The following is a 19,633-nucleotide window of genomic DNA, read 5'->3' as shown; positions in this document are numbered from 1 at the left end:
AGTGCGGTGCGGCGGCGCGCGGGAGGGTGTGCCGCTCCCCCGGTCAGGTGGCGGAGGGCAGCAGCCGCTGGGAGGCCTCGTGCGCGCCGAGGACCAGTTCGGCGCGGGGGAAGCCGCTGCGCCGCTCGGCGGTCTCCTCGTTGCCCCCGGCGACCCACAGGGGTCCGTCGGCGAGGTGGTCGAGGCCCTCCCGGGCGACGTCGTCCGGTTCGGCGACGCGAAGGCCGGGCAGGTCCATGCGCAGGCCGGCGCGTTCCATCGCGGGGGTCCGGGTCACGCCCAGGACCAGTTCGAGGACGTGCACGTCGTACTCGCGCAGCTCCAGCCACAGGCCCTCGGCGAAGACGCGGCTGAACGCCTTGGCCGCCGAGTAGACGCTGATCCGGGCCTGGCCCAGGTAGCCGGAGAGGGAGCCGACCAGCATGATGCCGCCGCGGCGCCGCTCCTTCATCAGGGCCCCGAAGTGGTGGGTGAGGGCGAGCTGCGCGGTGATGTTCAGGTCCAGCACGCCCTGGACGCCGTCGAGGTCGCCGGTGACGAAGTCGTGGCCGTAGGTGTTGGCGCCCGCGTTGAAGATCAGCAGCCCGACCTCCAGGCCGTCGGTGACCGTGCGGACGGCCGCCAGGGCCCCGGGGTCGAGCAGGTCGAGGGCGAGGGTGCGGACCTCGACGCCCCGGGCCCGCGCCCGGTCGGCGGTCTCGTTGAGCGGCCCCTGCTTGCGGGCGATCAGCACCAGGTTGATCCCGGCGTCGGCGAGTTGCTCGGCGAACGCGGCGCCGACGCCCTCGGAGCCGCCCGCGACGACCGCCCACGGCCCGTACACACTCTTGTCGATCATCGAGTACCTCTCCTCAGTCCCTGGCCGGCGGTGCGGTGACGGTAGAACGCGCCCCGCCGGTGGCGCCGCCGGTGATCCCACTGGCCGGGAGCGGGTCGGAGGAGGTCATGTCCCGCACGGCCAGCGAGGCGAAGACCATCCCGGTGCCGATGGGGACGCCGGGGCCCGGGTAGACCCGGCCGGTGAAGGAGGTGCTGGTGTTCCCGGCGGCGTACAGGCCGGGGATCGGGTCTCCCGCGTGGTCGAGGACGCGGGCGTTCACGTCGGTGCGCAGGCCGCCCTTGGTGCCGAGGTCGGCGAGGACGAGGCGGGCCGCGTAGTAGGGCGGGCGGTCCAGCGGGACCAGGCAGGGGTTGGGTCCGGGGGCGTTGCGGGGGTCGGCGAAGAACCGGTCGTAGGGGTCCTCGCCGCGGTGGTGGTCCGGGTCGGTGCCGGTCGCGGCATGGCCGTTGAAACGGGCGACGGTGGCGGTCAGGGCGTCGGCCGGGACGCCGATGCGCTCGGCGAGTTCGGTCAGCGAGTCCGCCTTCACCCAGACGCCGGACGCGAGGTGTTCGTCCGGGTCGGCGGGCGGCACGGTGATGGCGGGCAGGCCGCCGCCCTCCCGGGAGTCGAAGATCAGGTGGGCGGGTGCCTGCGCGGTGGCGAGGGCGCGGCCCATGCGGTCGTACGGCAGTGACTCGTTGGCGAACCTCCGGCCCGCCGCGTCCACGACGATGCCGCCGCGCAGGCCGAGGGTGAACGCGGCGGTGCCGTCCGGCCGTTCGATGCCGGGGCACCACCAGGCCTCGTCCAGAAGGTCGGTGGCGGCGCCGATGCGGACGGCGGCGCGCAGCAGGTCGCCCGTGGTCGCTCCCGGGGGTGCCATGGTCCAGGCGGCGGCGCCGGGCACGCCGTGCTCGGTGCGCAGCGCGTCGTCGCCCTCGAATCCGCCCGCGGCCAGCAGCACGCCGCGCCGGGCCCGTACGGTGACCGTGCCCCGCGGGGTCTCGGCCACGACGCCGGTCACCCGGCCGTCCTCGGTGACCAGGCCGGTGACGCGGTACCCGGTACGCACGGTGGCGTTGCCGGTGCGGGTGGCGGCGAGCAGGAGGCGGCCGATCAGGGCGCGGCCGGCGGTCAGCGGGCCGTCGGGGTGGCCCTGGCCGGACCGGTCCCGGTCGACCGCCGGGCGGATGAGGGGCATCAGGTCGCCCAGCTCCTCCTGCGGCAGATCACGCGGCACGAAGGACCGTCCGGCGTCCCTCCGCCCGGGGGCGGCGACGTAGTCGGGGAAGGCCCGCCACTCGAACTCCACGGCCGGGTCGCGCTCCAGCCGGGCGACCAGTTCGGGCGCGTGCCGCAGGAAGGCCTCCCGGCGGTCCGATCCGGTGTCGCCGACGAGGGCCCGGAGGTAGCTGCGGGCGGCGTCGGTGGAGTCGCCGAGACCGGCGCGTTCCTGCACCTGGGTGCCGGGCAGCCAGCAGGCGGCCCCGGAGTAGGCGGAGGTGCCGCCGAGCAGCGCCGTCCGTTCCAGGACGACCGTGTCCAGGCCGTCGGCGGCGGCCACCAGGGCCCCGGTCATGGCTCCCGCGCCGGACCCGACGACGATCACGTCGTGCGTGGCGTCGCCTTGCGTTCGGCCGTCCCGCATGGATGCCCTCCTGCCAGTCGGTGGGTGTTCGGTGGTGGTGTTCGGGGTGTGAGGCTTCAGCAGACCGCGCCGGCGGTGGCAGGGGCGGGAGCGGTCCCACTGACCGGTACGAGGGCCGGGCGGCACCTGACGTGGGGCGCGGGGCGCGCGTATTGTCGAAGACCGTTGCCACGAGACGATCGAGCGCCTGGAGGGAGAGCGTGCCCAGAATCGCCGAGGCCAGGGCGGGGGCCGAGCCCAGTTCGCCCCGGCAGCACGCGCGCCGGCAGAGCATCCTGCGGGCGGCGGCGGACATCGCCGCCGAGACGGGGCTGGAGCGGGTGCAGATGCACGAGGTGGCCAAGTCCGCGGGGGTGGCGATCGGCACCCTGTACCGGTACTTCCCGTCGAAGACGCACCTGTTCACGGCCGTGATGGCCGACCAGATCGAGGGGCTCGGCGCGCGGCTCGCGGACCGGACCGCGCACGACTCGCCCGAGGACGCCGTCTTCGCGACGCTGGCGGGTGCCACCCGCAGTCTGCTGCGCCGGCCGGAGCTCGCCACCGCGATGATCCAGTCGGCGAACGCCGCCCGCGCCTCGACCGTCCCCGACCTGGCCCGGGTCGACACGGGCTTCCTCGACCTGCTGCTGCGGGCCTGGGCCGTCCAGGACCCCACGGAGCACCATGTCGCCCGGCTGCGGCTGCTGACCCTGCTCTGGTACGGCGTCCTGCAGTCCCGGCTCAACGAGCGGATCTCCCCGGAGGAGGCCGACGCCGACCTGCGGATGGCCTGCCGGCTGCTGCTCGCCCCCGGCGACGACGGGTCTGACGGGCTCTGACGGGGGCGAGCGGCCGGGTCGATCAGCCCGCCGGGGTCTGCTGGGTGCCCGTCGTGTCGAGCGCGGCGACACTGTACGCGGCGTAGTTCCGGTAGGGGTCGCGGCCGGTGAAGTACGGGGTGAGCTGGGCGTCGAGTTCCTCGGGGGTGAAGGTGCCCTCGGCCGCGGTGAACTTGTGCTCCACCGTGGGCGGCGCGAGCAGCGCGACCATGTCGCCGTAGACGACGAAGACCTGCCCGTTGATCCCGTCGGCGGCCGGTGAGGCCAGGTGGGCGACCAGGGTGGCGACGCGTTCGGGGGCCATGATGTCGAGGCCGCCCGGCGCGTCGACGCCCTCGCCGAAGGAGTCGGCGGTCATGGCGGTGCGGGCGCGCGGGCAGATGGCGTTGGCGCGCACCCCGTAGCGGGACATCCCCTGGGCGGTGGCCAGGGTGAGCGCGGTGATCCCGGCCTTGGCCGCGGAGTAGTTCGGCTGGCCGGGGGCGCCGAACAGGAAGGCCTCGGAGGAGGTGTTGACGACCCGGCCGTAGACGGGGGCGCCGGACGCCTTGGAGGCGGCCCGCCAGTGCACGGCGGCGGCGCGGGAGAGTCCGGCGTGGCCCTTGAGGTGGACGCGGATGACGTCGTCCCAGTCGGACTCGGAGAGGTTGAACAGCATCCGGTCGCGCAGTACGCCCGCGTTGTTGACGACGACGTCGAGGCCGCCGAAGGTCTCCACGGCGGCCGCCACCAGGCGCTCGCCCATGGACCAGTCGCCCACGTCACCGGTCACGGCGACCGCGTCCGCGCCCAGGGCCTTGATCTCGGCGACCACGTCGTCTGCCGCCGGGCCGACGTCGTTGACCACCACGTTGGCGCCGAGTCCCGCGAGAGCGAGCGCCTCGGCCCGGCCGAGTCCCGCGCCCGCACCGGTGACGACGGCGGTACGCCCCTGAAGGGTGGTGTTCGTGGTGCTCATGCTGTGCCTCTTTCCGTGTTCCTGTTACGTGTTGTCAGACGAAGGCGATCGACACGGTGCCGAGTCCCTCGAACTCGGCCCGGAACCCGTCCCCCGGCCGCACGTCCACCGCCCGGGTGCACGAGCCCGGCAGCACGACGTGTCCCGCCTCCAGGCGCACCCCGTAGGAGGCCACCTTGCGGGCCAGCCAGGCGACCGCCTCGGTCGGGTCGCCCAGTACGGCGCTGGTGTTGCCCCGGGCGATCTCCTCGCCGCCCCGGTACAGAACGGCGGCGACGTCGGCGGGGTCCAGGTCGGCCGGGCGGACGCGGGCGGCGCCGAGGAGCACTCCGGCGGAGGACGCGTTGTCGGCGATGGTGTCGGCGAGGCCGATCTTCCAGTCCCTGATCCGGCTGTCGATGAGTTCGATGCTCGGGACGACGTACTCGGTGGCGGCGAGGACGTCCGCGGTGGTGCACCCCTCGCCGGGCAGGCTCCGGCCGAGCACGTAGCCGATCTCTACCTCGATCCGCGGTTGGCAGTAGCGGCCGGTGTCGACGGGTGTCCCCTCGGTCAGCACCATGTCGGAGAGCAGGTGGCCGTAGTCGGGTTCGTCGACGCCCATCATCTGCTGCATGACCTTGGAGGACAGGCCGACCTTGTGCCCGTGGACCGTGACGTGCTTGTTCCGCAACTGCTCGCGGATGTTGAGGAGTTGGATCTCGTACGCGTCGGTGGCGTCGATGTCCGGCCAGGTGGTGGTCAGCGGGTCGACGGGGGCCCGGTCGCGCTGTGCGGTGCGGAGCAGTTCGGCGGCCTCGGCGCGCTGTGCTGGGTCAAGCATCGGGGGTCTCCTCGCGGGTCGGTGCGGCGGGGCCTCGGGCGGCGGCGAAGCGGACGCGGCCGCCGGAGAGCACGGTGCGTCCGTCGTCGGCCGCCGCCTCGAAGCGGACGCCGGTGTCGTCACCGGTCCAGCCGTGCAGGGCGAGCGGGTCGCCCGGGAAGACGGGGGCGGCGAACCGGGCCTCCAGTTCCGCCAGGTCGGCGGGGTGCGCGCCGAGGCTGTCGGCGAGCGGCAGCAGGGCCGCGGCGAGGGTGCACAGGCCGTGCAGGAACGGCCGGGGCATACCCGCCGCCTTCGCCGCCTCGGGGTCGATGTGCATGGCGTGCCGGTCGCCGAGCAGCCGGTAGAGGGCGGCCTGCCGGGAGTGCGTGGGCACGGTCAGCCGGTGGTCGGCCGGCCGGTCCGGGCGGCGGGGTGCGGAGGGGCCGCGCTCACCGCCGAATCCGCCGCTGCCGGGGGCGAAGATCGACCAGGTGGCCGTGAAGCGGTCGCAGTCCACCTCGACGTCGAACACGGCGGCGGAGCCCTTGTCCCACACGTCGGCGACCCGCGCGGACGTCACCAGCTCGCCGGTGCGCTCCAACGGGCGCTTCACGGTGAGGCGTTGGCTGCCGTGCACGGCGGTGGTGATGTCGAAGGCGCCGAGGGCACCGAGGGCGTCGGGCGCCCACTGGGCGAGGGTGAGGGCGAAGGTGGGCAGGACGCGCAGGTCCCGCTCGTAGACGAGGTCCAGCCGGTCGGCCGGGGCGCCGACGGCGAGGGCGTACAGGAGGGCGTCGCGCTCGGTGTAGGAGACGGTGCGGGTGCCGAGGTCGTGGCCGTGCCACGTGCGGGTGCTGGTGCGGGTGCTGGTGCGGGTGCTGGTCATCGGTGGTCGGCTCCCAGGATCAGGCCGCTGGTGGGGACTCCGGTGCCGGCGGTGACCAGGACGTGGCCGACGCCGTCCGGCTGGTTGACGGAGGTGCCGCGGACCAGGCGGACGCCCTCGGCGATGCCGTTCATGCCGTGCAGGTAGGCCTCGCCGAGCTGCCCGCCGTGGGTGTTGAGGGGCAGCCGTCCGCCGAGTTCGAGATGGCCGTCGGCGATGAAGTCCTTCGCCTCGCCGGGCTTGCAGAAGCCCAGTTCCTCCAGCTGGGGCAGGACCAGCGGCGTGAAGTGGTCGTACAGGATCGCCGCGTCGACGTCGTCGGGGCCGAGGCCGCTCTGCCGGTACAGCTGCCGTCCGACCAGGCCCATCTCGGGGATGCCGGTGATGGTGGGCCGGTAGTAGCTGGTCATCATGTGCTGGTCGGCGCCGAGGCCCTGGGCGGCGGCGCGGATCAGCGCGGGCGGGTGGGGCAGGTCGCGGGCGCGTTCGGCGGAGACCACGACGAGGGCCTGGCCGCCGTCGGTCTCCTGGCAGCAGTCGAGCAGTCGCAGCGGCTCGGCGATCCAGCGGGAGTCGCGGTGGTCCTGGAGGGTGATGGGGCGGCCGTGGAACCAGGCGGCGGGGTTGTTCGCGGCGTGCCCCCGGTCGACGACGGCGACGCGGCCGAAGTCGTCGGTGGTGGCACCGTACTCGTGGAGGTAGCGGCGGGCGAACATGGCCACCCACTGGGCGGGGGTGCTCAGCCCGAAGGGGGTCAGCCAGGCGTAGGCGGCCCGGTCGGCGGTGGTGTCCATGGGGCGGGCGGCCTGGCCGAGCCCGTAGCGTTCGCCGGAGCGTTCGTTGAACGCCCGGTAGCAGACGACGACTTCGGCGGCGCCGGTGGCGACGGCCATGGCCGCCTGCTGGACCGTGCCGCAGCCCGCGCCGCCGCCGTAGCCGATGCGGGAGAAGAACGTCAGGTCGCCCATCCCGGTGTTGCGGGCCACGTGGATCTCGGAGTTGGTCTCGGCGGTGAAGGTGACCAGGCCGTCCACGTCGGCGGGGGTCAGTCCGGCGTCGGCGAGGGCGGCGAGCACGGCCTCGCAGGCGAGCTGGAGTTCGCTGCGTCCGGAGTCCTTGGAGAACTCGGTGGCGCCGATGCCGACCACGGCGGCGGCCGGGGAGAGGGGCCCGGCGGTCATGGCGTCGCCTCCCCGGGCAGGCACACGGTCACGGTGCCGGTGACATGGGCGCCGTGGCCGTTGGTGCCCTTGACGGCGATGTCCACGTGGCGGTCCGCGTCGGACTTCGCGGTGACCGTGCCGGTGAGCACCACGGTGTCGCCGGGGTGGTTGGGGGCGCCGAGCCGGACGCGGATGGCCTTGACGACGGCGGCGGGTCCGGCCCAGCCGGTGACGTAGCGGTCGACCAGGCCGTTGCTGGTCAGGATGTTCATGAAGATGTCCTTGGAGCCGCGTTCGCGGGCGAGTTCGGGGTCGTGGTGCACGTCCTGGTAGTCGCGGCTCGCGAGCGCCGTGGCGACGATCAGGGTGCGCGTCACCGGGATCGTCAGCTCCGGCAGTACGTCGCCGACGGCGACCTCGCCATAGATGCGGGTGGCAGGGACGGCGGGGGTGTCCTCTTGTGCGGGGCTCATGAGGCCACCGCCGCGCCGGTCAGCAGGGCGCCGAGCCGCTCCAGGTCGGCGCCCGCGCCTCCCAGGGTGGTGGAGATCTGCTTGCCCCACAGGAAGTGCCGGTGCACCGGGTAGTCGGTGTCGACGCCGATGCCGCCGTGCACGTGCTGGACGCGGTGGACGGTGTTCAGACCGGCCTCGGTGGCCCACCACTTGGCGACCAGGGCGGCCCGGTCGGCGTCCGCCGCGTCGCACGGTTCCCGCAGCGCGTCCACGGCCTGCCACAGCGTGACCCGCATCGCGTCGATGTCGATGTAGCAGTCGGCGAGTTGGTGCTGTACGGCCTGGAAGGTGGCCAGCGGGCGACCGAACTGGAGGCGCTCGCCCAGGTGGTCGGCCGCGTACCGCAGGGCGCCCTCGGCCACGCCCACCTGGACGGCGGCCAGCGCCACGAAGGAGTCGCGGACCAGCGCCGCCACGGTGCCGTCTCCGGGCGTGCCCACGGCTTCGGCCGGGGCGCCGTCGAGGGCGAGGTGGCCGCTCATGTCGTACGTGGTGGTCTCGGCGGGCTCCCAGGTCGTTCCGGGGGCGTCCGTGGCGACCAGGAACAGGCCGGGGCCCGCGTCGGTGGTCGCGGTGACCAGGACGTGCCGGGCGCCGTCCGGCGCGGGTACGACGGCCTTGCTGCCGGTCAGCCGCCAGCGCGGGCCGCCCTGCGCCGTGTCGTCCGGCATCGCTCTGGTGCGGGGCGCGAGCGGGTCGGCGGGGCCGAACTCCTCCAGCGCGACGGTCGGCCGTACCTCGCCGCTCACGAGGCCCGGCAGCAGCTCCGCCCGCTGGCGCGTGGTGCCGTGCGCGGCGACGGCGAGGCCACCGGCCAGGGCCGGCCACAGCGGTACCGGCGCCACCCTGCGGCCCTGCTCCTCCAGGAGGACGCAGAGTCCCGCCATGCCGAGTCCGGCGCCGCCGTCCGCCTCCGGCAGCACGGCGCCGAGCAGTCCGGCCGAGGCCAGGTCGTCCCAGAGTCGGGTGTCGGTCCGGGTGGGCGAGGTCTCCACCTCGCGCAGCCGCTCGGGCGTCGCCCGGTCGGTGAAGATCTCCCGCGCCAGGTCACGGACCGCTTCGAGCTCTTCTCCCAGGGAGAAATCCATCAGGGTGCCTCCGTCGGGGCGGGCCGGAACACCGGCAGGGTCAGTTCGGGGTCGGCGTCGAGCCAGTCGAGGACCACGGGCATGCCGATCGCGACGTCGTCGGGCGCGACCCCGGTCAGGTTGGTGACGAGGCGGGTGCCCTCGGCGAGTTCGACGACCGCGACGAGGAGGGGGAAGTCGAAGGCCGGGTGGCGCGGGTGGTGGTTGACGACGTAGCTGTACACGTGGCCGCGGCCGGAGGCCTCGACGGTGTCCCACTCCAGCGAGTTGCACTCCGGGCAGCAGGGCCCCGGCGGGTGGCGCAGGGCGGAGCAGGCGGCGCAGCGCTGGACGAGCAGCCGGTGCTGCTTGGCGCCCTCGAAGAAGAAGGCGTTGTCCCGGTTGATCGCGGGCCGGGGCCGCAGGGCCTGGGCGGGACGTGGCTCCTCCACCGGCGCGGCTTCCGGTTCCTGCGGCGGTGCCGGGCGGAACCGGAGGGTGCGCCAGCGCTGGGTGGCGACGGTCTCGCCGTGCTGGTCGGTGTACGTCTTGAGGGTGGTGACGAACCTGCCCGTGCCCAGCCCCGTCCGCTTCTCCGCCGAGATCGACTCCACGCTCTCGCGGACGGCGACGTGGTCACCGGGCTCCAGTTCGCGCAGGAAGGTGAACTCCGAGTCGGTGGCCACCACGGAGGTGTAGCCGCCCTCGTCGAGGAGGTCGACCAGCTCGGCGAAGCCGTCCCGCCCGGCCGGCGGGGCGACGGTGGCGGCGTAGCCGCGCATCGTCCAGGCCTGGATCATCGAGGCGGGCGCCACCACGCCCCCGCGTCCGGTCGCACGGGCCGCTCCGGCGTCGGTGTAGACGGGGTTGGTGTCGCCCATCGCCTCCGTCCAGTGCCGGATCATCGCCTGGTTGACCGGGTCCTGGGCCGGGGTGAGCGGGCGCAGCTCGCGTCCGGTGAAGGCCCGCAGCCGCTCCTCGTACCCGGTGTCCCGTCGGGTGTCCTCCCGCCCGGTCACGCGCCGCGCCCCTTGCGCGGCAGGCCGAGGCCCTGGGTTGCGACCATGTCGCGCAGGATCTCGTTGACGCCGCCGCCGAAGGTGTTCACGAGGCCCTGCCGGGAGAGCTGTTCGACCTGTCCGGCGAGGACGGCGCCCGGTGACTCGGGCCGGATGCGGCCGGCCGCTCCGAGGATCTGCGTCAGTCCGCGCTGGACGGCGATGTGGGTCTCGGTGCCGTACGCCTTGGCGGCGCCCGCGTCGGCGCCGGTGAGGGTGCCGGCGGCGACGGCGCCGGTCATCTTCCAGTTCATCAGCCGCATCGCCTCCAGCCGGGCGTGGGTGCGGGCGAACTCCTGGCGCACCCAGGGGATGTCGGCCGTGCCGTTCTCCTTCGCCCAGTCCAGGACGCGTTCCCAGAGCTGGATCATGCGTCCGCCGAGGGCGGCGAGGCCGATGCGCTCGTGGTTCAGCTGGGCCGTGATCAGCCGCCAGCCGCCGTTCACCTCACCCACGACGTCGGCGGCGGGGACGCGCACGCCGCTGTAGTAGGTGGCGGTGACGACCATGCCGCCCACCGTGCGGATGGGGCTCCAGTCGAAACCCTCGTCGGTGGTGGGCACGATGAGGATCGAGATGCCCTTGTGCTTGGGGGCGTCCGGGTCGGTGCGGGCGGCGAGCCACACGTAGTCGGCGGTGTTGGCTCCGCTGGTGAAGATCTTGGAGCCGTCCACGACATACGAGTCGCCGTCCCGCACGGCCCGGGTGGTCAGCGCGGCGAGGTCGGTCCCGGCCCCGGGCTCGGTGTAGCCGATGGCGAACACGATGTCACCGGCGAGGATGCCGGGCAGGAACCTCCTGCGGTGCTCCTCGGACCCGTACGCCATGAGGGTCGGGCCGACCGTGTTGACGGTGACGAAGGGGAAGGGCAGCCCGGCCCGCTGGACCTCGTCGAAGAACACGTACTGGTCCTCGACGGACCGTCCCTGGCCGCCGTACTCGGTGGGCCAGCCGATGCCCAGCCAGCCGTCGGCGCCGAGCCGTTTGACGACCTCGCGGAAGCGGTCGCCGCCGACGCCCTCCTCGCCGACCCGGCGGCGTTCGTCCCCGGGCATCAGGCCCGCGAAGTAGGCCCGCAGTTCCCGCCGCAGCTCGCGGTGCGCGGCGCTCTCACGCAGGTGCATGTGTCGTTCTCTCCTTGGTCGTCGCCGTCGCCGTCGCCGTCGTCATGGGCCGTTTCGCCGTTCAGGGCAGGAAGCGGCCGCGGCCGTTGGCGAGGAACTCCTCGCGCAGGGCGGTCTTGTCGTCGTCGGTCATCGGCGCGTACGCGGGTCCGGCGCGGCCAGTCCAGCGGTACACGGGGTCGTCGGTGCGCCAGCCGTCGAGCTGCATCTCCTTCTTGCGCAGCTTGTTGGATCCGGTGGTGGGCAGCGCGTGCGAGACGCGTACGTAGCGCGGGGCTCCCTTGGTGCCCAGGTCCTCCTGGCGGGCCAGGAATCCGGGCAGGTTCAGGTCCTCGAAGCGGGTGCCGTCGGGGATCTCGACGGCGGCCATCACCTGGTCGCCGGAGCGGGGGTCGGGCACGCCGAAGACTCCGGCGGCGACGACGCCCGGGTGTCTGCGCAGGACGCGTTCGGTGAGCAGCGCGGAGATGTTCTCGCCGTCGACGCGGATCCAGTCCCCGGAGCGGCCCGCGAAGTAGAAGTAGCCGGCCTCGTCCACGTAGCCGAGGTCGCCGGTCCAGTACCAGCCGTGCCGGACGCGTTCGGCGTTGGCCGCCGCGTTGTTCCAGTAGCCCTCGAAGCGGGCGGCGCCCTCGGTGTCGACGATCTCCCCGATGGCCTCCTCCGGGTTGCGCACCCGGCCGTAGGTGTCGAGCAGGGCGGGCGGGCAGGTCCGGCGGGTCGTCGGTTCGACGATGCGGACGCCGTCCCGGGCGGGCCTGCCGAGGGCACCGACCGGGCCGTCGGCGACGCGCCTGAGCATGCCGGCGCCCTCGCTGGACCCGTACCCCTCGACGAGACGGCAGCCGAACCTGGCCAGGAACCGGTCGGCGTCCTCGGGCGAGGCCTCGGTGCCGAAGGCGTGGGTGAGCCGGTTGTCGGCGTCGTCCGGCGTCCCGGGCAGCGCGAGGACGTAGCCGATGGCCTTGCCGACGTACGTGAAGTAGGTGGCGCCGTAGTGGCGGACGTCGGGCAGGAATCCGGACGCGGAGAACTTGCGGGTGAGGGCGATGGTGGCGCCCGCGTGGAGGGCCGGTGCCCACAGGGCCATCAGGGCGTTGCCGTGGAACAGCGGCATCGGGCAGTAGCAGGTGTCGGCACGGGTGATGTCGTACTTGGCGCTGTTGGCGGCGCCGAGCGCGGTGAGCCTGCCCTGCGAGCAGATCGCCGCCTTGGAGGTGCCGGTCGTGCCGGAGGTCAGCAGGAGCAGCATGGTCGTGGCGGCCGTGACGTCCGGGGCGGCGTGCGCGGGTCCCCGCCCGGCGTGGGCGGCGAGGGCGGTCGCGTACTCCTCGTCGTCGACGACGAGGAAGCGGTCGCGCTTCACCCCGACGTCCAGGCCGTCGAGCAGGTCGAGACCGGCCCGGTCGGTGACGATCAACTGGCACTCGGTGTGCCGCACTTCGCCTGCGAGTTCGGCGCCGCGCCGGGTCGGGTTGATGCCGACGACGGCCGCTCCGGCCAGCGCGGCACCGCCGAGCCAGAAGACGTACTCGGGGACGTTGTCCAGGAGCACGCCGATGTGGAACGGCCCCTCGGTGCGCAGTTCGGCGGCCAGTGCGGCGCGGGCGGCGCTCTCGGCGACGACCTCGTCCCAGGTCCAGGTCCGTTCGCGGGTCAGCAGGCCGGGGTGGTCGTCCCCGGCGCGGGCGAGCAGCAGGTCGGCAATCGTCTGGTGTGGCAACGTCGGTCCCTCTCACCCGGTGGACGGGTCTGCCGGTGTCGTCGGTACGGCGACGGGGCGCCGGTGGTGCGCCCGCGTTCCGTCGGTGGTGGTCGTACGGCGCCCCCTCGGACCGTGCCCGCCCGGGTCCCTCCCGCCGCCGGCGACGCTAGCCGCGGCCGGGACACCCCGGCGGGGATGATCCCGCTGACCGGGAGGGACGGGGACGCATGCCGTCGGCGCCGGCTGCTCAGTCGAAGTTGGCCTGCCCGCCGTCGAGCGGCACGGTGGCGCCCGTCAGGTAGCGGGCGTCCGGCCCGCACAGCATCACCACGGCCCGCCCGATGTCCCGTTCGCAGTCGCCGACGTAGCCCAGCGGGATGGTCGCGCTGAACTCGGCGGCCTCCTCGGGGTGGGCGTCCTGCCACCTGGCGTAGGCGGGTGACACGGCGTGCGGGGCGATGGCGTTGACGCGGATGCCGTCGCGGCCCCACTCGTTGGCGGCGGTCCGGGTGAGGGTGCGCAGGGCCGTCTTGGCCGCCGCGTAGGCCCCGTAGGTGCTCAGGTCCCAGCGGACCATGGCGGAGGTGACGACGTTGACGATCGCTCCGCCGTTCCGCTTCAGGTGGGGGTGCGCGGCGTTCATGAAGGCGAACGCCGCGAACGGCCCGCTCTCGAAGCCCTTGCGGAACTCGGCGCCGGACAGCGACAGCAGCGGTCCGTAGCAGCCGGTGTAGGCGTTGTTGACCAGGATGTCGATGCCGCCGAAGCGTGCGGCGACGGCGTCGACCGTGCCGGGGATGCGGTCCGTGTCCAGCACGTCGAGGACGAACGGCTCCGCCTCCACTCCCCTGGCCCGCAGCAGCTCGCAGGTCGCCTCCAACTTGGCGGCGGTGCGCCCGAGTACGGCGATGCGGGCGCCCTCGGAGGCCAGCGCGAGGGCGATGCCCTGTCCCACGCCCTGGCCGGCGCCGCTGATGAGGGCCACCTTGCCGTCGAGGCTCCGTACCGGATCCGTCATGGTCGCCTCTCTCCTCAGCTCGGCCGCGGCAGCTGCTTGTTGATGAACAGGCCCTCCGCGGTGACGCAGACCCGGCCACCGGCCGTGATCTCGCCGGCCGTGCGGATCCGCGAGCCGTCCACCGAGACCTGCCGTCCGGTGACGGTGAGGGGCTCGAACAGCGGGGTGGGCCGCAGATAGCGCAGGGTGAGTTCGGCGGTCATCCCGGAGGTGCCCGCCCAGTGGTTGGCGACGCCCAGGGTGTGGTCGAGGAGCAGTGCCGACACGCCTCCGTGCACATGGCCGGGCGGGCCCTGGTAGGGCAGGTCGAGGGTGACGACGCCCTCGATGGAGCGGTCCTCCCGGCCGTGCAGGGTGAGCGGCGGGGCGATGGCGTTCTCCGGGCCGGTCACGGGGTCGTGGCGGGTGACGCCCTCGCCGCGCCACATCTCCGCGAGGCGTTCGGGGACGGTGGGGGCCTTCTCGGTGAGCCCGTCGGTGACGGCGTCGAGGCGTGCGGCGATCTCGGTCATGTCGACGCCGGTTCCGTCACCGGCCCGCAGCAGGGCGGTGACCAGGCGGCGGGCGGCGGCTACCGCGGCGTCCACGCCGTCGGTGCGGGGCTCGGCCACGAGGCGGGGGCCGGATACGGATGCGGACCCGGATGGGGATGGAGACGCGGGGATGCCGTCGGCGGCGCGGGCGTTCACGGGCGCACCGTCGCGGTCGCGTGGGTGAGCACGGGCGCGTCGTCGCGCTCGGGGCAGGCGGCGTGCAGCAGGAGCCGCTGGGTGCCGTCGTCGTCCGGTGGCCCGTCGCGCCACACGGACGTCACGATGGACTCGCCGGGGACGAGGGGTCCCGCGAAGCGCACGGTGAGGCCGGTGAGGCGGGTGACGTCGCCGTTGAGGACGCCGTCGACCAGCGCCTTGGCGACCAGTCCGTAGGAGGCGAGGCCGTGCAGGATCGGCTGCTCGAAACCTGCCGAGCGGGCGAAGGCGGGGTCGGCGTGGAGCGGGTTGAGGTCGCCGTTGAGCCGGTACCACAGGGCCTGTTGGGGCACCGTGGCGGTGGTGAAGACGGTGTCGGCGGGGCGCTCCGGCGCCGCCGCCCGCTCCTCGGCTCCGGGCTCGCCGCCGAAGCCGCCCTCGCCGCGGGCCCAGATGCGGGTGGTCGTGGTCCACAGCGGTTCGCCGTCGGCGCCGGTGACCGCCGATTCCAGGACGACGAGTGCGGCCTTGCCCTTGTCCCAGACCTCGGCGACGCGGGAGCGCAGGGTCGCGGTGCCCGAGGCGGGCAGGGGGCGGTGCACCCGCAGGCCCTGTCCGGCGTGGAGTACGGCGCGCAGGTCGACGTCGATGCCGGGCATCTCCAGGCCCGCTGCGGGGGCCTCACCGGCGGAGGGGCCGGTACCGGCCACCAGGGCGAAGGTGGGCAGCACCATGAGGTTCTTCTCGTAGGTCAGGTGCAGCTCGGGGTCGGTGGCCGCGGCGGCACCTGCGCCCAGGCTCAGGTGGTACAGGAGGACGTCGCGCGTGGTCCAGTGGATCTCGCGGACGGCGGGGTCCGCGCGCAGCGCCTTGTCGCGGTCGATGGGCATGGTCGGGTCAGCCTTTCCGGGTGGGCTCGGGGTCGCGGGGCAGGCCGAGGAGGCGCTCGCCGATGATGTTCAGCTGGACCTCGGTGGTGCCGCCCGCGATGGACAGGCAGCGGGAGTTGAGGAACATCCACATGGCGTCGTGGCGTTCGCCCTCGCCGGTGAGCGCGGCGTCGCCCTGCCAGTCCACGCAGGTCTCCCAGACCCGCTGCTGGTCCTCGACGCCGAGGAGTTTGGCGATGGACGCCTCGGCGCCGGGCTGCTGTCCGGAGACGGTGCGCAGGGTGGTGCGCAGGGCGAGGAGGGCGCCGGTCTGGGCGTCGCAGAGGTGGCCGCCGAGGGTGGTGAGTCGTTCCTCGTCCAGGCTGCCGGAGTCCAGGCCGCCGGAGCCCAGGCCATCGGAGTCCAGGCCGTCGGTGCCCGGCCGGTCCCAGGCGGCGGCGATCTCCAGCAGGGTTTCCGCGCCGGAGCCGACCGCGTCGTGGGAGAGGGCGACGCGCTCGTTGGCGAGCGTGGTGCGGGCGAGTTTCCAGCCGTCGCCGGGCGCACCGACGAGCAGGTCGTCGGAGACGAACACGTCGTCGAGGAAGACCTCGTTGAACTCGGACTCCCCGGTGATCTGCCGCAGCGGCCGGATGTCGAGTCCGGGGCTGGTCATGTCGAGGAGGAAGTACGAGATGCCCTTGTGCTTGGGCACGCCGGTGTCGGTGCGGGCGAGCAGGACGCCCCAGTGGGCGTCGCGGGCCATGGACGTCCACACCTTCTGCCCGTTGATCCGCCAGCCGCCGTCGGCCTTCTCGGCGCGGGTGGTGAGGCCGGCGAGGTCGGAGCCCGCGCCGGGTTCGCTGAAGAGCTGGCACCAGCGGATGTCGCCGCGCAGGCTCGGGGCGAGGAACCGCTCGCGCTGGGTGTCGTCGCCGTGGGCGATGAGCGTGGGCACCACCCAGCCGCCGATGATCATGTCGACGGGGGTGAGGTCCGCGGCGGCCAGTTCCTCGGCGATGACGAGCTGGGTCACCGGGTCGGCGCCCTTGCCCCAGGGGGCGGGCAGGTGCGGGGCGGTGTAGCCGTGGTCGGCGAGGTGGACGGAACGCTCCCGGCCCTCCAGGGCGGCGGCCTCCCGCAGTTCGGCGCGGATTCCCTCGCGTACGGTCTCGGCCTCCGGCGGCAGTTCGACGCCGAGCCTGCGCCGGGTGCCGTCCAGGGCGAGGCGGGCGACGCGGCGGCGCCAGGCGGCGGTGGGACCGAGGGCGACGCGCAGGGTCTGGGCGCGGCGCAGTGCGAGGTGCGCGTCGTGTTCCCAGGTGAAGCCGATGCCGCCGAGCACCTGGATGCAGTCCTTGGCGGTGACGAACGCGGCCTCGACGGCGACGGCACCGGCGACGGCGGCGGCCAGTGCGGTCTCGCCGGGGTCCGTGCCATCCGGATCGCCGGGATTACCGGGACCGCCGGGGTCGCCCGCGCGGGCCGCGTCCCAGGCGCAGGCGCGGGCCTGCTCGGCCTGCGCGAGCATGCGGGCGCAGCGGTGCTTGACGCCCTGGAACTGGCCGACGGGCCGCCCGAACTGCTCCCTCACCCGGGCGTGGTCGGCGGCGGTGGTGACGCAGCGGTCGGCGATGCCGGAGGCCTCGGCGGCGAACAGGGTCGCGGCGAGGTCCCGGGGGCGCTCCGGTGCGAGGGCGAGGAGGTCGGCGGCCGGGACGGGCACCGAGCGCGCGGTCACCCGGGAGGAGCGTCGGGTGAGGTCGTGGCTGCGGACGTCGGTGGTGTCGACGGCGGCCCGGGGCAGCACGAGCCAGGTGGTGCGGCCCCCATCGGCGGCGGGCAGTACGAACACGTCGGCGAGGTGGCCGCCGACGACGAGTTCGGAGGTGCCGGTGAGGGTGGCCGTGCCGTCGGCGGCCCGGGTGAGGGCGAGGGTGCCGGGGGTGAGCGCGACGGCGCCGACGGAGGTGCCGGAGGCGAGCGCGGCGAGGTGGGTGCGGTGTCCGGCGGCGTGCAGGACGGCGGAGGCGAGCGTCGTCGGCAGGAAGGGGCCGGGCGCCATGGCCCGCCCCAGTTCCTCGGTGACGACGGCGAGTTCGACCAGTCCGTATCCGGCGCCGCCCGCGTCCTCCGGCAGGTGCAGTCCGAGCAGCCCCTGCTCGGCGAGGCCGTTGAAGTGGTCCGGGAGGATCTCCTTGTCGGCGTCGGCCGCCGCGCGGAGGATGTCCTCGGTGATGTGCCGGTTCGCGAAGGCGCGTACGGCGTCGCGCAGGTCGCGGTGCTCCTGGGTGAGCCCGATGGTCATGGCGGCTCCTCAGACGCGTTCGATGACGGTGGCGGTGGAGTGCGCCCCGCCGGCGCACATGGTGATCAGCGCGGTGGACTTCCCGGTGCGCTCCAGTTCGTGCAGGGCCTGGGTGACGAGCCGGGCCCCGGTGGAGCCGACGGCGTGGCCGAGGGCGATGGCGCCGCCGTTGACGTTGACCTTGTCCATGTCCGCCTTGTGGACCTGGGCCCAGGACAGGACGACGGAGGCGAAGGCCTCGTTGATCTCGACGAGGTCGATGTCGTCGAGGGTCATGCCGGCGGTGCGCAGCACCCGTTCGGTCGCGGCGACGGGCCCGTCCAGGTGGTAGTAGGGGTCGGAGCCGACCATGGTGGAGGCCACGATCCGGGCGCGCGGGCGCAGTCCTTCGCGGGCGGCGCGCTCCCGGCTCATCAGCAGGACGGCGGCGGCGCCGTCGCTGATCTGGGAGCTGTTGCCCGCCGTGTGGATGCCGTCGGGCAGGACCGGCTTGAGGGCGGCCAGCGCCTCGGGGGTGGTGTCGCGCAGGCCCTGGTCGCGGGTGACCAGGGCGGTCTCACCGGTGGGCCCCTCAGCCCCGATCACGGGAGCCTCGACGCCGATGATCTGCTTCTCGAAGCGGCCCTCCGCCCAGGCCCGGGCGGCGTTGCGCTGGGAGGCGAGGCCGAGGGCGTCCGCGTCGGCCCGGGTGATGCCCCGGTGCCGGGCGATGCGCTCGGCGGCGGTGAACTGGTCCGGCATGTCCAGGGACCAGCTCTCCGGCACGGGCACGCCGGTGTCGGGCGTGAGGGCCTTGCCGAGGAAGACCCGGCTCATCGACTCGACGCCGCAGCCGATGCCGGTCTCGATGGCGCCCGAGGCGATCAGACCGGCGACCAGGTGCACGGCCTGCTGGGACGATCCGCAGGCGCAGTCGATGGTGGTGCAGGCGGTGGTGTGCGGGAGCCCGGTGTGCAGCCAGGCGTTGCGGGTGACGTTGTTGGACTGCTCACCGGCCTGGGTGACACAGCCCCCGATGACCTGCTCCACGGTGGCGGGGGCGATACCGGCCCGCTCGACGAGGCCCTTCTGGGCGAGCCCGAGGAGCTCCGCCGGGTGGAGCCCGGACAGGACACCGCGGCGCCGGCCGACCGGTGTCCGCGCGGCTTCGACGATGACGGCCTCGGTCATGGCTCTCCGTATGGGTGAGGGGGCGTGGGGGCCCGGACTGGCTGACTGATTCCTGTCGCTGCACCGGAAAACTAGAATTCATTCTGGAAGCAGACAAGATCCAGTCCCGCTCAGTGGCAGCCGCCGCGTCCCTCGGCCGCCGGGACCGTCAGATGTGCGATCCCCCGTCGACCCGCAGCTCGGCCCCGGTGAGGTAGCCCGCGTCGCGGGACGCCGCGAAGGCGATCACCCCGGCGATCTGCTCGGGCTCGGCGGCGCCGAACGGGGAGCGGATCCGCCCGTAGTACGAGACGTCCAGGCCGGGCGGCAGCACGTGCGGCCCGGCCAGCGGCGTGGCGACCGAGCCGGGCGAGACGGGCACGACGCGGATGCCCCGGTGGGCGACCTCGGCGGCCAGGGACAGGGAGAAGCCGAGGACGGCGCCCTTGGAGGCGGCGTAGGCGGTCATGTACGGGTTCCCGTGCGCCGCGGCCGACGAGGCGACGTTGACGACGACGCCGGTGCGGTCCGGCAGCAGGGGCAGGGCCTCCCGGCAGAACAGGGCGGTGCCGACGGCGTTGACCGTGAAGAGCTGTTGCAGGTCGGCGACGGTCAGCCGGTCGATCGGCGTGGTGCGGTGGATGCCGGCGACGTTCACCAGCACGTCGAGGCCGCCGAGTTCGTCCGCCGCGGCCCGTACGGCGGCCACTACCGCGTCCTCGTCGGCGACGTCGGCGACCCGGGTCGCGATCCGCCCGGGCCCGGCACACGCGGCTGCCGTTTCGGCCAGTCCCTCCCCGGACAGGTCGACGGCGAACACCGCCGCACCCTCCGCGGCCAGACGCCGCGCGGTGGCCCGCCCGATGCCGGAACCACCCCCGGTGAGCAGGACCTTCGTACCCTCGAAGCGGTTCATCGCGGCTCCTCTTCATTGCCTGCGCCGACGGACGGGGCGGCGGACTGTACGCCCGCCGGCCGGGTCGTCGGGGGCCCGGTCCCACCGACCGGGACCGCCCCTCGCGCGGCC

At 74.0% G+C, this 19,633-nt stretch carries 18 protein-coding genes; 1 reads left to right on the top strand and 17 read right to left on the bottom strand.

What is annotated here, in order from left to right; all coding sequences use genetic code 11:
• Nucleotides 1–43: 43 nt before the first annotated feature.
• Entirely contained in the window at nucleotides 44–838 is a 795-nt protein-coding gene (locus tag ACH4D3_RS10280) for an SDR family NAD(P)-dependent oxidoreductase (RefSeq protein ID WP_398319083.1), read from the bottom strand.
• A 13-nt stretch (nucleotides 839–851) separates the two neighbouring features.
• Nucleotides 852–2,471, bottom strand: a complete 1,620-nt coding sequence (locus ACH4D3_RS10275; RefSeq protein ID WP_398319080.1) for an FAD-dependent oxidoreductase — start codon at nucleotides 2,469–2,471, stop codon at nucleotides 852–854.
• 200 nt (nucleotides 2,472–2,671) lie between these two features.
• On the opposite strand from ACH4D3_RS10275, the gene ACH4D3_RS10270 reads away from it, so the two are divergent.
• Nucleotides 2,672–3,292 (top strand): TetR family transcriptional regulator, encoded by a 621-nt coding sequence (locus ACH4D3_RS10270; protein ID WP_398319077.1) that lies wholly within the window; start codon nucleotides 2,672–2,674, stop codon nucleotides 3,290–3,292.
• A gap of 22 nt (nucleotides 3,293–3,314) precedes the next feature.
• Here the strand turns inward: ACH4D3_RS10270 and ACH4D3_RS10265 are convergent, their stop codons facing one another.
• The 15 genes from ACH4D3_RS10265 to ACH4D3_RS10195 form a co-directional block, all read right to left on the bottom strand.
• Nucleotides 3,315–4,250 (bottom strand): 3-oxoacyl-ACP reductase, encoded by a 936-nt coding sequence (locus ACH4D3_RS10265; protein WP_398319074.1) that lies wholly within the window; start codon nucleotides 4,248–4,250, stop codon nucleotides 3,315–3,317.
• 34 nt (nucleotides 4,251–4,284) lie between these two features.
• Nucleotides 4,285–5,073: a 2-keto-4-pentenoate hydratase gene (locus ACH4D3_RS10260; RefSeq protein ID WP_398319071.1), complete on the bottom strand. Its 789-nt coding sequence runs from the start codon at nucleotides 5,071–5,073 to the stop codon at nucleotides 4,285–4,287.
• Entirely contained in the window at nucleotides 5,066–5,941 is an 876-nt protein-coding gene (locus ACH4D3_RS10255) for a MaoC/PaaZ C-terminal domain-containing protein (protein ID WP_398319068.1), read from the bottom strand. The genes ACH4D3_RS10260 and ACH4D3_RS10255 overlap by 8 nt, the downstream gene beginning before the upstream one ends.
• The gene (locus tag ACH4D3_RS10250; RefSeq protein ID WP_398319065.1) at nucleotides 5,938–7,122 is read right to left on the bottom strand and encodes a lipid-transfer protein; all 1,185 of its coding nucleotides are present in this window, start codon (nucleotides 7,120–7,122) and stop codon (nucleotides 5,938–5,940) included. Before ACH4D3_RS10250 ends, ACH4D3_RS10255 begins: the two co-directional genes overlap by 4 nt.
• Nucleotides 7,119–7,577: a MaoC family dehydratase gene (locus ACH4D3_RS10245; RefSeq protein ID WP_398319062.1), complete on the bottom strand. Its 459-nt coding sequence runs from the start codon at nucleotides 7,575–7,577 to the stop codon at nucleotides 7,119–7,121. Before ACH4D3_RS10245 ends, ACH4D3_RS10250 begins: the two co-directional genes overlap by 4 nt.
• Nucleotides 7,574–8,707, bottom strand: a complete 1,134-nt coding sequence (locus tag ACH4D3_RS10240) for an acyl-CoA dehydrogenase family protein (RefSeq protein ID WP_398319059.1) — start codon at nucleotides 8,705–8,707, stop codon at nucleotides 7,574–7,576. Before ACH4D3_RS10240 ends, ACH4D3_RS10245 begins: the two co-directional genes overlap by 4 nt.
• Nucleotides 8,707–9,705, bottom strand: a complete 999-nt coding sequence (locus ACH4D3_RS10235) for a bifunctional MaoC family dehydratase N-terminal/OB-fold nucleic acid binding domain-containing protein (RefSeq protein WP_398319056.1) — start codon at nucleotides 9,703–9,705, stop codon at nucleotides 8,707–8,709. The genes ACH4D3_RS10240 and ACH4D3_RS10235 overlap by 1 nt, the downstream gene beginning before the upstream one ends.
• Nucleotides 9,702–10,868 carry an acyl-CoA dehydrogenase family protein gene (locus ACH4D3_RS10230; protein ID WP_398319053.1) on the bottom strand — a complete coding sequence of 389 codons (1,167 nt, stop codon included), beginning with the start codon at nucleotides 10,866–10,868 and terminating at the stop codon, nucleotides 9,702–9,704. The genes ACH4D3_RS10235 and ACH4D3_RS10230 overlap by 4 nt, the downstream gene beginning before the upstream one ends.
• 61 nt (nucleotides 10,869–10,929) lie before the next feature.
• The gene (locus ACH4D3_RS10225) at nucleotides 10,930–12,591 is read right to left on the bottom strand and encodes an AMP-binding protein (RefSeq protein ID WP_398319050.1); all 1,662 of its coding nucleotides are present in this window, start codon (nucleotides 12,589–12,591) and stop codon (nucleotides 10,930–10,932) included.
• Nucleotides 12,592–12,820: 229 nt separating this feature from the next.
• On the bottom strand, nucleotides 12,821–13,591 hold the full coding sequence (locus ACH4D3_RS10220; RefSeq protein ID WP_398319047.1) for an SDR family NAD(P)-dependent oxidoreductase: 771 nt from the start codon (nucleotides 13,589–13,591) through the stop codon (nucleotides 12,821–12,823).
• Between the two features lie 14 nt (nucleotides 13,592–13,605).
• Entirely contained in the window at nucleotides 13,606–14,202 is a 597-nt protein-coding gene (locus ACH4D3_RS10215) for a PaaI family thioesterase (protein WP_398319044.1), read from the bottom strand.
• A 74-nt stretch (nucleotides 14,203–14,276) separates the two neighbouring features.
• Nucleotides 14,277–15,170 carry a MaoC/PaaZ C-terminal domain-containing protein gene (locus tag ACH4D3_RS10210; protein ID WP_398319041.1) on the bottom strand — a complete coding sequence of 298 codons (894 nt, stop codon included), beginning with the start codon at nucleotides 15,168–15,170 and terminating at the stop codon, nucleotides 14,277–14,279.
• A 7-nt stretch (nucleotides 15,171–15,177) separates the two neighbouring features.
• Entirely contained in the window at nucleotides 15,178–17,457 is a 2,280-nt protein-coding gene (locus tag ACH4D3_RS10205) for an acyl-CoA dehydrogenase (RefSeq protein WP_398319038.1), read from the bottom strand.
• 9 nt (nucleotides 17,458–17,466) lie between these two features.
• Entirely contained in the window at nucleotides 17,467–18,627 is a 1,161-nt protein-coding gene (locus tag ACH4D3_RS10200; RefSeq protein ID WP_398319035.1) for a steroid 3-ketoacyl-CoA thiolase, read from the bottom strand.
• A gap of 148 nt (nucleotides 18,628–18,775) precedes the next feature.
• Nucleotides 18,776–19,522 carry an SDR family NAD(P)-dependent oxidoreductase gene (locus tag ACH4D3_RS10195; RefSeq protein ID WP_398319032.1) on the bottom strand — a complete coding sequence of 249 codons (747 nt, stop codon included), beginning with the start codon at nucleotides 19,520–19,522 and terminating at the stop codon, nucleotides 18,776–18,778.
• Between the last annotated feature and the right edge of the window lie 111 nt (nucleotides 19,523–19,633).

Origin of the sequence: Streptomyces sp. NPDC018026 (assembly GCF_044327745.1) — a bacterium.
Classification (GTDB): Bacteria; Actinomycetota; Actinomycetes; order Streptomycetales; family Streptomycetaceae; genus Streptomyces; species Streptomyces rubrogriseus.
Note: the sequence above shows the minus strand (reverse complement) of the source record. Positions and strands in the feature narration are given on the sequence as shown.

Bases quoted from the DNA above. Each gene is read 5' to 3' on its own strand.
- ACH4D3_RS10280 (WP_398319083.1), bottom strand. From the start codon at position 838: ATGATCGACAAGAGTGTGTACGGGCCGTGGGCGGTCGTCGCGGGCGGC.
- ACH4D3_RS10275 (WP_398319080.1), bottom strand. From the start codon at position 2,471: ATGCGGGACGGCCGAACGCAAGGCGACGCCACGCACGACGTGATCGTC.
- ACH4D3_RS10265 (WP_398319074.1), bottom strand. From the start codon at position 4,250: ATGAGCACCACGAACACCACCCTTCAGGGGCGTACCGCCGTCGTCACC.
- ACH4D3_RS10260 (WP_398319071.1), bottom strand. From the start codon at position 5,073: ATGCTTGACCCAGCACAGCGCGCCGAGGCCGCCGAACTGCTCCGCACC.
- ACH4D3_RS10255 (WP_398319068.1), bottom strand. From the start codon at position 5,941: ATGACCAGCACCCGCACCAGCACCCGCACCAGCACCCGCACGTGGCAC.
- ACH4D3_RS10250 (WP_398319065.1), bottom strand. From the start codon at position 7,122: ATGACCGCCGGGCCCCTCTCCCCGGCCGCCGCCGTGGTCGGCATCGGC.
- ACH4D3_RS10245 (WP_398319062.1), bottom strand. From the start codon at position 7,577: ATGAGCCCCGCACAAGAGGACACCCCCGCCGTCCCTGCCACCCGCATC.
- ACH4D3_RS10240 (WP_398319059.1), bottom strand. From the start codon at position 8,707: ATGGATTTCTCCCTGGGAGAAGAGCTCGAAGCGGTCCGTGACCTGGCG.
- ACH4D3_RS10230 (WP_398319053.1), bottom strand. From the start codon at position 10,868: ATGCACCTGCGTGAGAGCGCCGCGCACCGCGAGCTGCGGCGGGAACTG.
- ACH4D3_RS10220 (WP_398319047.1), bottom strand. From the start codon at position 13,591: ATGACGGATCCGGTACGGAGCCTCGACGGCAAGGTGGCCCTCATCAGC.
- ACH4D3_RS10210 (WP_398319041.1), bottom strand. From the start codon at position 15,170: ATGCCCATCGACCGCGACAAGGCGCTGCGCGCGGACCCCGCCGTCCGC.
- ACH4D3_RS10205 (WP_398319038.1), bottom strand. From the start codon at position 17,457: ATGACCATCGGGCTCACCCAGGAGCACCGCGACCTGCGCGACGCCGTA.
- ACH4D3_RS10200 (WP_398319035.1), bottom strand. From the start codon at position 18,627: ATGACCGAGGCCGTCATCGTCGAAGCCGCGCGGACACCGGTCGGCCGG.
- ACH4D3_RS10195 (WP_398319032.1), bottom strand. From the start codon at position 19,522: ATGAACCGCTTCGAGGGTACGAAGGTCCTGCTCACCGGGGGTGGTTCC.